This is a genomic window from Vibrio sp. 10N.247.310.17, assembly GCF_041466605.1.
GTDB classification, from domain to species: domain Bacteria; phylum Pseudomonadota; class Gammaproteobacteria; order Enterobacterales; family Vibrionaceae; genus Vibrio; species Vibrio tasmaniensis_A.
On sequence record NZ_JBFSTC010000073.1, the window covers coordinates 1 to 13,030 of the forward strand.

A 13,030-nucleotide genomic window follows, 5' to 3' on the forward strand; every position below is an offset into this window, starting at 1 on the left:
CTCGTTAGTGATTGTACTCACTTAACTCAGTGTCCAAAACTTCTGGTGCGGATCATTGTTCGCCTAAAGCAATTTCCTGACTTTCATAAAGTCCTAAGAGAACTTTCAATAAAAGCCATTGATTGAACCAATAAGCTGCGTTTGGATTATTTCTGTACAAAGGCTCCAACTTTAATGAAGACTTAAAGTTAACATACACTGGTAAGGTATTGGCTCGCTTACTCGATATCAGGTTGTTATAAGCTTTGAGCATCAGAGTAGTCTTACCACACCCTCTAGGTCCGGTAATTAGTTTAGCTCCCCCTTGCGTGAGCTTTTTGACTATATCTACTTCATTTTGATGGCTGATTGTCCACTTTTTAAATGATTTTTTGGGGATGTACTCAGCTTGCTCAGTAAATACGTCTAAGTCTATCATTTTGTTATAATCTCTTGTTTAATCTCACGTCAATTATGGCATCAACGGATTTACTTGTCATTAAGGACCAAGTCAAATTGGGCTTCTAAGGCTAAAACAGGCTTTTGTTGTTACCAGTGTTTGAAATAATTGTTTAATTGTTTAATTGATTAAGCCGAGCTGTAGAGTTTTGAGCTCAACTTTGACTACATAGCATCAAAACTATGGCTAAGTAGTCAGGTTAATTACCATTCTAGCTATTCCAACATAGCCGTATATTATTTCTTAATGTATGGCTATAGCTCTAGCAAGCCTAAGTAAATGTGTTGAAGTCTTAACCTCTAATTCAGATTGAATCCATGAAGGCGCAGTTCCTGCTAAGTATTGTTGTCGCCTAACTACTTGCATATTTTCCTTACAAGAAGTAATTCATTAATTGCTAATGTCCAATTAGACGCTTCGGAGCCCGTAACTAATCTTGTAGAAACTAAAACATACAGGCTGCTTCAAGGTCGATTTCAAAATCAACGGGCGGTAGGTTTACTGAGTGCTTGTTCGCAGCATTCAACAATTCGACTTTCGCGGGCTTCCCTACTTCGTTTGTGTAGATAGTCGCTAGATATAGCTTATCTGAACGGTGGAACGCATCGTGAAAGCTCACTTCTTTGTTTAGCAAGCTAGCAATGGCTTGATGACCGGAATGTAAGCCCACTTAATGCACTGGCCGTTGTCGTAGTCCCCACTCCAATACACCATAAACCTTTGGGTATTTTCATTCTTAACCGAAAAACACTTCGGCCCCAAGACGTCTTGATACACTTCCAGTAGTTCCAATTTACCTAGCTGTGTGCCTGTTGGGAGTAAGTTCATTGCTCGTTCCTCATGTTTCTAACGCTGCCTATCAAACCTTGCCTATAATCTTATAGTTAAATACTGTTTTTATATACAGCTATCTGGGCGTATTTTGATATGCCTGTTCGAAATCGAGAAGGCGGCAGCAACAATCCATAAGGAAGACGGTGGTTTCACCGATCTTCCAGCCACGAAAACGTTTGTCTCCATTAAGTTCTAACGTATAACGATTAATTACACTTCAGCCCTTGTTTAACCTTTTATTGCCTCCATATTTTCCATACAATCCTAAGCGATTATAAATAAAAACAATTTCAATTTCGGAGTCCTCATGAGCGACGTAAAGCACTGTAATTTATTGATTCTTGGTTCTGGCCCTGCTGGCTATACAGCTGCAGTTTACGCTGCTCGTGCAAACCTAAACCCAGTACTGGTTACCGGTATGCAGCAAGGTGGTCAGCTTACAACCACAACAGAAGTGGAAAACTGGCCGGGTGATGCTGAAGGTTTAACGGGCCCTGCTCTAATGGATCGCATGAAAGAGCACGCAGAGCGCTTTGAAACAGAGATCCTGTTCGACCACATTAACGAAGTCGATCTATCAAACCGCCCTTTCCGTCTTAAAGGCGATTCTGGCGAGTACACGTGTGATGCATTGATCATCTCAACGGGCGCATCAGCTAAGTACCTAGGTTTAGATTCTGAAGAAGCATTCAAAGGCCGTGGCGTTTCTGCTTGTGCAACGTGTGATGGTTTCTTCTACCGCAACCAGAAAGTTGCAGTTGTGGGTGGTGGAAACACCGCTGTTGAAGAAGCACTTTACCTGTCTAACATCGCGTCTGAAGTGCACCTTGTTCACCGCCGTGACACGTTCCGCGCTGAAAAGATCCTAGTGAAGCGTTTAATGGACAAAGTAGAGAACGGCAACATTGTTCTTCACACTGACCGCACGCTAGACGAAGTTCTAGGCGACGACATGGGCGTAACGGGCGTTCGTATTAAAGATACTCAGTCTGATAAGACAGAAGACATCGAAGTAATGGGTGCATTCATTGCTATCGGTCACCAACCAAACACTGAAATCTTCAAAGGCCAAGTCGACATGAAAGATGACTACATCATCGTTCAGTCTGGTCTTGAAGGTAACGCAACGCAAACCAGCATCCCAGGTGTGTTCGCTGCGGGTGATGTAATGGACCACAACTACCGCCAAGCAATTACTTCTGCTGGTACAGGTTGTATGGCTGCACTGGATGCTGAACGCTTCCTAGATGGCCTTAACGATAAGTAAATCTGAGATTGCAGATTTGATTATCGGTGCTCTCGCCTCAGTAGATGCAGGGCGTCATCACATTTTGTTGTAAATCCCTAGAGCCCAGTGGTATATCCACTGGGCTTTCTTTTGTATACTAGCCGCCCTCAACAAATAATAATTATCATTAAGCCTTCATAATGGATAAGAAAAAACAACGCAGCTTGAACAAGTGGCTTAAGCAACAGAGTAAGTTAGCGAAACGCTGGCTTATGATTGCGATTAGCCTTGGCGTACTTTCAAGCGTGTTCTTAATTGCTCAAGCAGCTCTTCTCGCCTCTATTCTTCACCAGCTGATCATCGAGAATGTCGATAAATCTGAACTGGTTGGTCATTTCGCAGGCTTGGCATTATCGGTCGTTGGCCGTGCTGGCTGTACATGGGGACGTGAAATCGCAGGTTATCGCTGTGGTGAACAGATCCGTGTCTACATCAGGCAACTCATCCTAGATAAGTTACGCGAGTTAGGCCCTGCTTATATCAAAGGCAAACCTGCGGGTACGTGGGCAACGCTGTTGCTAGAACAAGTAGAAGACATGCAAGATTTCTTCTCTCGTTACCTGCCTCAGATGTCTCTGTCGGTAATGATTCCATTCATTATTTTGGTTGTGGTGTTCCCAGTAAACTGGGCTGCTGGCCTTATCTTCTTGCTGACTGCGCCACTGGTGCCGATGTTCATGGCACTTGTGGGTATGAAAGCCGCCGATGCAAACCGTAAAAACTTCAAAGCGCTGCAGCGTCTTTCAGGTCACTTTTACGACCGTTTGCAGTCAATGACGACTATCCGTCTATTCGACCGCACCAACGCTGAAACAGAAGTACTTAAAGGTGCATCTGAAGTGTTCAGAACGCGTACCATGGATGTGTTGAAAATTGCTTTCTTGTCTTCTGCAGTGCTTGAGTTCTTCACGTCGATCTCGATCGCGATGACAGCTGTTTACTTTGGTTTCACCTACATCGGTGAGCTTAACTTCGGTCACTACGGTGTTGGCATTACGCTATTCGCAGGTTTGTTCATCCTTATCTTGGCGCCAGAGTTTTACCAACCTCTGCGTGACTTAGGTACTTTCTACCACGCGAAGCAACAAGCGGTTGGCGCAGCCGAAAGTATTGTCGAGTTCTTAGAAACAGACATCACTAAGGTTAAATCAGGCGACACTCAACTCGATCCGGCTCAAGGCATTAATATTGAAGCTACCGACCTAAAAGTGTTAAGCTCTGAAGGCGTTCAATTGGTTGGTCCTATCTCGTTCGCACTGAACACTCGCCAATCGACTGCGTTAGTTGGCCCAAGTGGTGCGGGTAAAACAAGTTTGATCAATGCCATCCTTGGTTTCATGCCTTATGAAGGAAGCTTGAAAATCAATGGGGTTGAACTGCGTGACTTAGACTTAGCCTCTTGGCGTAAAACGATTAGTTGGGTTGGTCAAAACCCATTGTTGTTACACGGCAGCATTCGTGACAACGTCACTCTTGGTAAGCACGATATCGCTGACCAAACAGTTCAAAACGCACTAGAGCAATCATTTGCTAGCGAGTTCGTTAACGAGCACGGCTTGGATTACATGATTTCTGATCGCTCTGGTGGCCTGTCTGTTGGTCAATCTCAACGCTTGGCACTAGCTCGCGCAATGATTCAAGACGGTCAGTTCTGGTTGCTAGATGAACCAACAGCCAGCCTAGATACTCGTAGCGAACAGTTAGTGATGAAAGGCATCAATAGCAATATTGAAAGCCGCACTGCCCTGCTTGTGACGCACCAACTCGCTCCTCTTAAATCAGTCGATAATATTCTGGTGATGCGTGATGGCGGTCTGGTTGAACAAGGTCATTACTCTCAGCTTTCGACTGCGGGTGGTTTGTTTGAAGAGATGCTGAACGCGAACTTAGCTCAACAAGATAATAAGGGTAATTTAGATGCGTGATTTACTGCCTTACCTGAAACTCTATAAAAAGCATTGGTTTGGCCTATCGCTAGGCATGCTATTGGCTTTTGCTACTCTGTCGGCTTCTATCGGCTTGTTAACGCTATCAGGCTGGTTCATTTCAGCTTCTGCGGTTGCAGGCCTTACGATTGCACGTGAAACCTTCAACTACATGCTACCGGGTGGTGGTGTACGTGGTTTGGCAATGAGCCGTACTGCGGGTCGTTGGGGTGAACGTGTTGTCAGCCACAATGCAACATTCAAACTGTTAACTGATCTGCGTATCTTTTTCTTCAAGAAGCTGGCTCCGCTGATCCCAGGTCGTATCTCAAACCTTCGTGATGCTGACCTTCTCAACCGTTTGGTTGCTGATGTAGACGCCATGGATCACGTGTACTTACGTTTAGTAAGCCCAGTGACGGTGGGTGTGTTCGGGATTTTCTTCCTGACTCTGTTCTTGATGTGGTTCGATAGCTCACTAGGTTTGATCTTAGGTTCTATCCTTCTGATCATGCTGTTGGTTTGGCCAATCTTGTTCTACAAGCTAGGTAAACGTAACGGCGGTGAACTGACACAGAACAAAGCAGACCTTCGTGTGACTACGCTAGATTGGATTGAAGGCTACAGCGAACTGACTCTATTCGGTGCAGAAGAACGTTACCGTAATGCGATTCTAAAAACACAACACAAGCTGATGGCGAATCAGTTTGTGAATGCCAACCTAACCGGTATGGCGTCAGCTGCACTGATGCTGTTCAACGGTTTGACGCTTGTTCTTATGCTTTGGCTTGCGGCTGACGGTGTGGGTGGTAATGCACCAGATCCGTTCATCGCGCTAATGGCATTCGCAACTATGGCAAGCTTCGAGCTATTAATGCCTATTGCAGGTGCGTTCCAGCATTTAGGTCAAACTCTGTCTTCTGCACGTCGCTTGAACGAAGTGATTCTGTCGGAGCCTGAAGTTCAGTTTGCTGAAGACAAACTCGACATCAACAAGCCGCTTGATATTACGTTCTCAAACGTGACATTCAACTACCCTGACTCTGAGCGCAGTGTTCTTAACGCTGTCGACCTAACGATCCCTGCCACGAACAAGGTTGCGATTGTGGGTCAAACGGGTTCTGGTAAATCGACTCTGATTCAGCTTCTGACTCGCTACTGGGATCCTAAAAAGGGCTACATCTCAATCGCGGGCATTGAACTGACACAGTGGAATGAATCACAGCTTCGTGAATCAATCAGTGTGGTAAGCCAGCGTGTCGACATCTTGAATGGCAGCCTACGCGACAACTTGTTGATTGCGAAACCAGATGCCAACAATGAGCACCTAGCTAACACCCTTAAAGACGTTGGTCTAGAAAAGCTGCTTGAGAATGACGGTCTTGATAGCTGGTTGGGTGACGGTGGTCGTCAACTGTCTGGTGGTGAGAAGCGCCGTATTGGTATCGCACGTGCCATCCTTCATGATGCCCCTATCCTACTTCTCGATGAGCCGACAGAAGGCTTAGATAAGCAAACCGAGCAGAGCATCATGGCACTATTCGAGAAGCACTTTGAAGGCAAGACTGTTATCTTCATTACGCACCGTTTGATTGGTCTGGAATCGATGGATTCAATCGTTCTGATTGAACAAGGCGAGATTGTAGAACACGGCTCTCACGAGAAACTGTTAAATGAAGAAGGACGTTATTTCCAACTTCGTCAGGCAATCTAGCTCCTCATAAGTTATAAAGAAAACCATTCAAAGCCCGAGTTTATACTCGGGCTTTTTTGTGTCTTTATGTTTTTGTATCTTCACTCTTGAGCAATCTATTAGGCAAGTTTGGTTTTAAGCCTCTTTACTAAATCACTGACTTATCGAATTGGTTTTAAACAAAGTTCTGTTTGAGCTTCTCTTCCAACGCTTTGACGCACAGTTTGATGGCAATCGGTGTGTTTGAGGCGAATGGATTCAATGCATAAACCGTGTTAGTGGGTAATTGAAAGCTAGGCATGATGTCGATAACCTCATTCGATAACTGAGATAGGTAGAAGTCAGGGATCACACCGATGCCAACGCCAGATTTGATCAATGCGAGGCAACTATGAAAGGAGTTCGTAGTACAGCTTGCTTGTTGTTGGTAAATAAAGTTTTGATCTGTTTGAGAAGTAAAGTGGTGAGAGACTTGCTTACCTTGCCATGAGTTAGCAATGTAAGGAATAGATTCAAGCTCACGAGAACGCATGCTTTCAACGCCACACAACACGTCTTTAAACTCGCCCAAGCGTTTCTGCTTTAGGTTACTGTCACGAGAAGTTCCTACTCGTACTGCGAGATCAATATCGTGTTCCATGAAATCTAAGTGCTGATCATCGCTTATCAGCTCGGGTTTTAGCTTGGGGTATTGCTTCATTAGATCTGCGACAACTGGGGCAACGAGCAAGTCCATAAGAGCATTCGGTGCAGTAATACGAATCCGACCTTGTGGCTCTTCTAGCTCAGCTTTGGCCATATCCCAAGCCGAGTCAGCAATCACGTTGATGTCTTTGCAACTTAAATAGAAACGCTCACCCATACTGGTCAGAGATTGCCTCCGTGTTGTGCGTTTGAGAAGTGAAGCACCTAGTTCTTGTTCCAGAATTTTGAGGTGCTGACTGACGACGGACTTAGACAACTCAAGCTTTTCAGCCGCAGCTGATACTGAGCCCTGCTCTACGATGTGAGCGAAAATCGACATCTGCTTTAGCTTACTCATCTTATTGTTCTCTTTTAACATACAGTATTTTCTATTATCTCTGTTTTTCAATTTAATTTCCAAGGCTAAACTGAATCCAACTTATCGAGATAACCAAATCAAAGACACAGTGTTTGAAAGAAGACTGATATGGAGAAAGACAATGTTAAACAACCAAATTTTAGAAGCATGTAAGCAAGGCATTAACGCGTGGCAAAAAGCTTTCAACAGCCAAGATGCGAAAGGCTGTGCAGATCAATATACTGAAAGCTGTGTAATGGAAGCACGTCCGTTTGGTACTTTTGAAGGTCGTGAAGCGATTCAAGCATTTTGGCAAAACATCATCGACCAAGGCTTCAAAGACGTTGATTACACAGACGTTCAATGGGAAGAGCACCCAGAAGGCGGTTACATTCTTACCGCTAGCTGGACAATGAACAAGGCGTTTGGTGTTGTACATCGTGAGCACTGGGCACTAGAAGCGGATGGTTGCGCTCGCTTAGTAAGCGACGACTTCGAAGTTCAAGGCGAACGCTAGAGCTGTAATTAAAAGCTAGAAGCTAGAAGCTCAAAAATAGAAACAGAAAACAAAAAGCCAGCAACTCAAATGGACTGCTGGCCTTTTAATGTTTGACTCTGTCGCCTTTCACTTCATTTGAAGGTGATTCAGTGACTCTACACAATCACTCAACACGCTCATCATTTCAAATCAAAATGTCTAGTCAGACAGAGCAAATACAAGTCAAAGTTACAGTGCTGCTTTCTTCGCTTCTGTAATCCAACCATCGAACGTGCTTTGGTTTGCTTTGATCCAACCGTTTACGTGCGCTTCGATATCCGCAGAGCTGTTCTTACCTTTACTCATCATCATGTTCTGAGCACTTACATCATTGATGTTAAGTTTGATGATTTCGAAAAGCTTCGCTGCTGATGGGTTGTTCTTAGCAAACTCTTTGTTCGCAATAATGCGCATTGAGTTCATTTCGAAGCCGTAGTTTTTACCGTTAGATAACGTTGTATCCACATTCGAACGCTCACCAGGAAGTGCTGAGAAAGGTACTTCTAACCAAACTACATCTTCGTTAGGCACTAATACGCCACTTACCCAGTAAGGTGTCCACGTGTAATAAAGGATTGATTCACCCTTTTGGTAACGAGAAATCGTATCTGCGATGATCGCCGCATAGTTACCTTGGTTGTGAGTCACCGTATCGTCCAGTTTGAACGCTGAAAGTTGATGTTCAATCACCATCTCACAACCCCAACCTGGGTTACAGCCTGTAAGGTCTGCTTTGCCATCACCGTCAGCATCAAACAGCTTCGCGATTTTCGGATCCGTCAGTTGACCAATGTTAGTGATGTTGTATTTTTCAGCCGTTTTCTTATCAATTAGGTAACCTTGAGCGGCACCGCTTACATATTGGCCTTCACGGTAGAATTTGTCATCGCCGCCCGCCATTTTGTATTTATCAGCATGAAGCGGGAACCAACCTACTGTTAGGAACGTCGCGTCACCTTTTGCGATAGAGGTGTAACCTACGTTGTAATCCACTTCTTGCGTAGATTTCACGTCGTAGCCAAGCTCTTCAAGGGCGCGGTTAACAATCAACGTTTGGAATGTTTCTTCCGCTACAGACGATTGAACTGGCTGAACTGATACACCTTCACCCGGTAAGCTTGCTGCCCACACGTTCGTTGATACTGCTAATGTAGAAACGATGCTAACTGCAAGTTTGCTCTTCCATGAATTATTCATTGGTGTTTTTCCTTAATTGTAGTTCTGATTTGTTACCGCGATTTATCGCATTGAGCACAAGAGAAACAGGGCCCATGTGGTACCAGCGTAATTTTGTATTACCTGCATTTACCCCGAGAACTTGGGTAATGCGGTCAAGCAGGATTGCTAGAATAACGATGCCGAGACCACCAACAGCGGCCAGTCCCATATCTAGACGGCCGATACCTCTCAGTACCATTTGACCTAAACCACCTACCGCGATCATTGATGCGATAACCACCATAGATAGCGACAACATCAGTGTTTGGTTTACGCCAGCCATAATGGTTGGTAATGCAAGTGGCAGTTGAATTCGGTAAAGCATCTGCTTTTTGCTTGCACCGAATGAATGACCCGCTTCGATCAAATCTTCCGGTACTTGCTGAATACCCAGAATGGTTAAACGTACCACCGGTGGCAGTGCGAATATAATGGTCACCACCACACCTGGAACGTTACCGATACCAAACAACATTACGATGGGTACTAAGTAAACGAAGGCTGGCGTTGTTTGCATAGCATCCAAAATTGGGCGAACGAATTTAGCCGCCGTGTTACTTCGGGCGAGCCATATCCCCATGGGTAAACCGATCAACAGGCAGAAGAATACAGATGTCATCACCAATGAAAGCGTGGTCATCGCTTCAGACCAAGCGCCAATCAAACCAATCATAGTAAGAGATACTGCCGTAGCAACACCCAGTTTCAGGTTTGAAAACTGCCATGCCACCAAGAACAAAATGATGAGCATAAATGGGGCTGGCGTAGACACCAATGCCGTTTCAAATGAACTTAGAATGAAATCGATAGGTACACGAATTGCTTGAAACAATGGTCGTCCGTGTTCAACTAGCCAATTCAATCCAGACTCAACCCAAGTATCAACAGGCAGAACGGCTTCTGCAAAAGGATTAAGAGGATCAAAAGGAATGGTTTCTACGGTTTCACTGCTTAGCCAATCTGCCGATGGTGAAGTGTCAGCGGCTTGACCCCAAGGATCACTTGATGGCTGAGCGGCAGGGGCAGACTGTGACCATGGGTCACTATTTGTTTGTTCAGACGACATGATCTACCCCTTATCCAATGTTTGTAGCAAACGTGACTTAGTTACCACGCCAAAGTAATTACCTTGCTCATCCACAACAGGAACTGAGTAAGGCACACCACCAACAAGGCCAAGCACGTCATTGATTGGTAAATCAGGGTTCAGCGTTAATCCATCATCGAGCTGCGCGCTCACTAATGATTTGTTCTCTTTGTGAGCTTTGCGAAGAGAGTCAATAGAAACAATGCCGGAGTAAAGGCTGCTCTTCTCAACAACGATGCCATATTCACGGTCGTTATCCATTAGGATTTGCAGAGCGGAAGCTGGGCCGTCGTGTTCTGACTTTTTAAATACCGCAGCCGGTTTCTTACGCGCAATGTCTTTCACAGTAAGTACGCTTGCGACATTCACACCACGAAAAAAGGCTTCGACATAGTCGTTCGCTGGGTTGTTAAGAATTTCGTCTGGTGTGCCCACTTGAACCACTTCACCGTTTTGCATAATGGCAATACGGTCACCGATTCTCATCGCTTCATCCAAATCATGGGAGATGAATACAATCGTTCGTTTATCGTCATTTTGAAGACGAATCAGTTCATCTTGCATTTCAGTACGAATCAAAGGATCGAGTGCCGAGAACGCTTCGTCCATTAACAGGATATCTGGGTCACATGCCAAGGCTCGCGCTAGACCAACACGTTGTTTCATACCGCCAGACAATTCATCTGGGTACGATTCTGAGTATGCGCCAAGGCCTACGCGCTCTAACGCTTCAAATGCTGACTGTTTTCGTTTATCTACTTCAACACCTGCCAGCTCAAGGCCAAATGCAGCATTTTCGATAACTGTCATATGCGGCATCAGTGCGAAATTTTGGAAAACCATGGAGATGTTGTTGCGGCGGACTTCACGCAGTTCATCTTCTGAGATGTGGGCAATGTCTTTGCCTCGAAGAAGCACATTACCTTTGGTAGGTTCGATTAAGCGGTTAAGAAGGCGTACTAGGGTTGATTTGCCAGATCCTGACAATCCCATAATCACGAAAATCTCGCCTTCTTGAATACTAAGAGAAACATCGTTAACACCGATCGTTAACCCTGTTTCTTCGAAAATTTTGTCTTTATCCGCGCCTTCATTAATCATCGAAAAAGCACGGTCGGTATCTTCACCAAACACCTTGTACAGTCCCTTAACTTCCAGTATGGGATCCATATAATCTAATCCTTTCTTAGCTATTTTAACTTAAAAATGGTTATTTAAGCTCGAAAAACGATTAGCACTCTAAGCAATGTAGAGCTGTAAATCAAGGGGTTGCGTTCGGTAACCCTCGTCAAAAACAATCATTCCGCCAACCAAAATCAAGTTTCAACACTCAGACAAAAGCCACCAAAACACTGATAATAAAGGATATTAAAACGATACAAATGCGTTCGAGATTATCTATTACTTACTGATAGATTATTGAATATTTATTTCACATTAAAACAATTAATGGGTGAAACAGACTAGGATTCAATGCAAATACTTCGTGCACAAATAATTCGAATACAAACTATTTATTGCAGTTTTAACGATATCTAAAAACTGGACATTTGCGCTTTACGGAGAGCAAAACCTCCCCTTCTTCTTTATCGATGTAACAAGAAGATCTGTATAGCTTCGGCAAGAACGCAGAGGTATTCACAACCGCTCATTTAAACCAATAGAGGGCCAGAAGGTCACTATATGAAAATAGAAATAGCCGATGGAATAAACCAAGTTTGGCACTGGTCAAATTGATAGAATTATCTTCAACATCCAAAACATAACGCCAAGTGTGATGCTTACTGCAAACTAATGAATGTCGATTATCTAAGCCGAAAGACAACTTGTAGAGTCCTCATTGCTGAGCCATTATTTATAGAAGAAATCGACATACTTTCCGCGATTATTAAAGAAAAGGACAAGGCGCTCGAATGATAAAAATGCTGGTGTGTGACTTTGACGGTACGCTTGATGGGGGGTCATCTCATGGGGTCAATCAGTTATTTGACTACTTAACGGAGCAACCTGATATACGCTTTATCATCGCGACGGGTAGAACTCTGCCCTCAATTCGGGTGGGCTTGGCATCAGATAACTACCCGAAACCACACAGTATTATCAGCGATGTGGGCACCAGAATTCATCACGATCACTCCCAAAAGCCTGATCATATTTGGCACAACCAATTAGAAGCTTCTTGGAACAAATCAAAGGTAGAGTCAGCACTGGCGCCACTCGATTTCATGGGCGAACGCTTAGAGAGCCATCAGGGTGAATACAAAATCACTTTTGAAGGAAAGCTCTCAGAGCCTCAACATGAACTGATCGAATCGAGCTTAGAATTGCACGGGTTAGATGTACACCTTACTTACTCCCACGATTGGTACCTAGATATCACACCAAAAGGTGTCAATAAGGCCACAGCGATTCATCATCTACTTAAACAACATGAGTTGAGCGTTGCAGAAGTATGTGTCGCAGGTGATTCAGCTAACGACACCTCAATGCTCACTATTGAGGGCGTAAACTCGATACTGGTCGCTAACCATTACCCAGAGGTTGCTCACCTATCTGATAGAGACAACGTGTACACCAGCAGAGCAACACATGCTGAGGGTGTTTTAGAAGGCCTTAAATACTGGCAATTGCAAACGGTAGCGGGCAGTTAGAACAGGCGGAGTTGAGATATCTCCTCGTTACTTCACGTCCTTACTTCCAACCTGGAAGCCAATGCTCCTTGTGGATTAGATCTCGCCAATTAATGGCTTCCTCTCGTTTGGTCATCACTGCTTCTATCAAGCAACGAATCACCTCCCCTTCTTCAAACTCGACCTCAGTGACCATAAAGTGTTTCTCCTTCTTTACTGGGCTAACCGCGGTCCATTTACTACGAAGTAACTTTTTTGGGTTGATCCGGTTCATTATCTGATCTCTCGCTGTGATGTCGTTGATTATTATGAGTTGTCGACTCGACACAGAGTAAT

11 protein-coding genes and 2 pseudogenes are annotated in these 13,030 nt (G+C 44.4%); 5 read left to right on the plus strand and 8 right to left on the minus strand.

Features of this window, described 5'->3' with window-relative positions:
* Window positions 1-52 precede the first annotated feature (52 nt).
* The 3 genes and pseudogenes from AB6D80_RS17900 to AB6D80_RS17910 all read right to left on the minus strand — a co-directional run bounded on the left by AB6D80_RS17900 (window position 53) and on the right by AB6D80_RS17910 (window position 1,267).
* Window positions 53-418 (minus strand): AAA family ATPase, encoded by a 366-nt coding sequence (locus AB6D80_RS17900; RefSeq protein WP_017097815.1) that lies wholly within the window; start codon window positions 416-418, stop codon window positions 53-55.
* A 264-nt stretch (window positions 419-682) separates the two neighbouring features.
* Window positions 683-802 (minus strand): annotated as a pseudogene (locus AB6D80_RS17905) (regulator); the annotation flags it as partial.
* Window positions 803-884: 82 nt separating this feature from the next.
* A pseudogene (locus AB6D80_RS17910) lies at window positions 885-1,267 on the minus strand (DUF6575 domain-containing protein).
* A 313-nt stretch (window positions 1,268-1,580) separates the two neighbouring features.
* Between AB6D80_RS17910 and trxB the strand changes: the two are divergent.
* The 3 genes from trxB (at window position 1,581) to cydC (ending at window position 6,200) form a co-directional block, all read left to right on the plus strand.
* Window positions 1,581-2,540 (plus strand): thioredoxin-disulfide reductase, encoded by a 960-nt coding sequence (trxB, locus tag AB6D80_RS17915; RefSeq protein ID WP_004733400.1) that lies wholly within the window; start codon window positions 1,581-1,583, stop codon window positions 2,538-2,540.
* Between the two features lie 161 nt (window positions 2,541-2,701).
* Window positions 2,702-4,486: a heme ABC transporter permease/ATP-binding protein CydD gene (gene cydD, locus AB6D80_RS17920; RefSeq protein WP_017098635.1), complete on the plus strand. Its 1,785-nt coding sequence runs from the start codon at window positions 2,702-2,704 to the stop codon at window positions 4,484-4,486.
* Window positions 4,479-6,200 carry a heme ABC transporter ATP-binding protein/permease CydC gene (gene cydC / locus AB6D80_RS17925; protein WP_372032591.1) on the plus strand — a complete coding sequence of 574 codons (1,722 nt, stop codon included), beginning with the start codon at window positions 4,479-4,481 and terminating at the stop codon, window positions 6,198-6,200. Before cydD ends, cydC begins: the two co-directional genes overlap by 8 nt.
* A gap of 154 nt (window positions 6,201-6,354) precedes the next feature.
* On the opposite strand, the gene AB6D80_RS17930 is transcribed toward cydC, so the two are convergent.
* Window positions 6,355-7,221, minus strand: a complete 867-nt coding sequence (locus AB6D80_RS17930) for a LysR family transcriptional regulator (RefSeq protein WP_372032589.1) — start codon at window positions 7,219-7,221, stop codon at window positions 6,355-6,357.
* A 142-nt stretch (window positions 7,222-7,363) separates the two neighbouring features.
* Here AB6D80_RS17930 and AB6D80_RS17935 point away from each other — a divergent pair, with 142 nt between their 5' ends.
* The gene (locus tag AB6D80_RS17935; RefSeq protein ID WP_050645062.1) at window positions 7,364-7,738 is read left to right on the plus strand and encodes a nuclear transport factor 2 family protein; all 375 of its coding nucleotides are present in this window, start codon (window positions 7,364-7,366) and stop codon (window positions 7,736-7,738) included.
* 210 nt (window positions 7,739-7,948) lie between these two features.
* Here the strand turns inward: AB6D80_RS17935 and proX are convergent, their stop codons facing one another.
* Genes proX through proV form a run of 3 tightly spaced genes read right to left on the minus strand, consistent with a single transcriptional unit; the run spans window position 7,949 to window position 11,234 of the window.
* Complete coding sequence (gene proX / locus AB6D80_RS17940) at window positions 7,949-8,956, minus strand: glycine betaine/L-proline ABC transporter substrate-binding protein ProX (protein ID WP_004734648.1); 1,008 nt, start codon at window positions 8,954-8,956, stop codon at window positions 7,949-7,951.
* Entirely contained in the window at window positions 8,949-10,043 is a 1,095-nt protein-coding gene (gene proW / locus AB6D80_RS17945; protein WP_372189178.1) for a glycine betaine/L-proline ABC transporter permease ProW, read from the minus strand. Before proW ends, proX begins: the two co-directional genes overlap by 8 nt.
* A 3-nt stretch (window positions 10,044-10,046) precedes the next feature.
* Window positions 10,047-11,234 carry a glycine betaine/L-proline ABC transporter ATP-binding protein ProV gene (proV, locus tag AB6D80_RS17950; protein WP_017079026.1) on the minus strand — a complete coding sequence of 396 codons (1,188 nt, stop codon included), beginning with the start codon at window positions 11,232-11,234 and terminating at the stop codon, window positions 10,047-10,049.
* A gap of 743 nt (window positions 11,235-11,977) precedes the next feature.
* Between proV and AB6D80_RS17955 the strand changes: the two genes are divergently transcribed.
* Window positions 11,978-12,715, plus strand: coding sequence for an HAD-IIB family hydrolase (locus AB6D80_RS17955; RefSeq protein ID WP_372189180.1), 738 nt, complete (start codon window positions 11,978-11,980; stop codon window positions 12,713-12,715).
* Between the two features lie 40 nt (window positions 12,716-12,755).
* Here AB6D80_RS17955 and AB6D80_RS17960 read toward each other — a convergent pair whose 3' ends face one another.
* Window positions 12,756-12,968: a TIGR02450 family Trp-rich protein gene (locus AB6D80_RS17960; protein ID WP_372189182.1), complete on the minus strand. Its 213-nt coding sequence runs from the start codon at window positions 12,966-12,968 to the stop codon at window positions 12,756-12,758.
* Window positions 12,969-13,030: the final 62 nt, after the last annotated feature.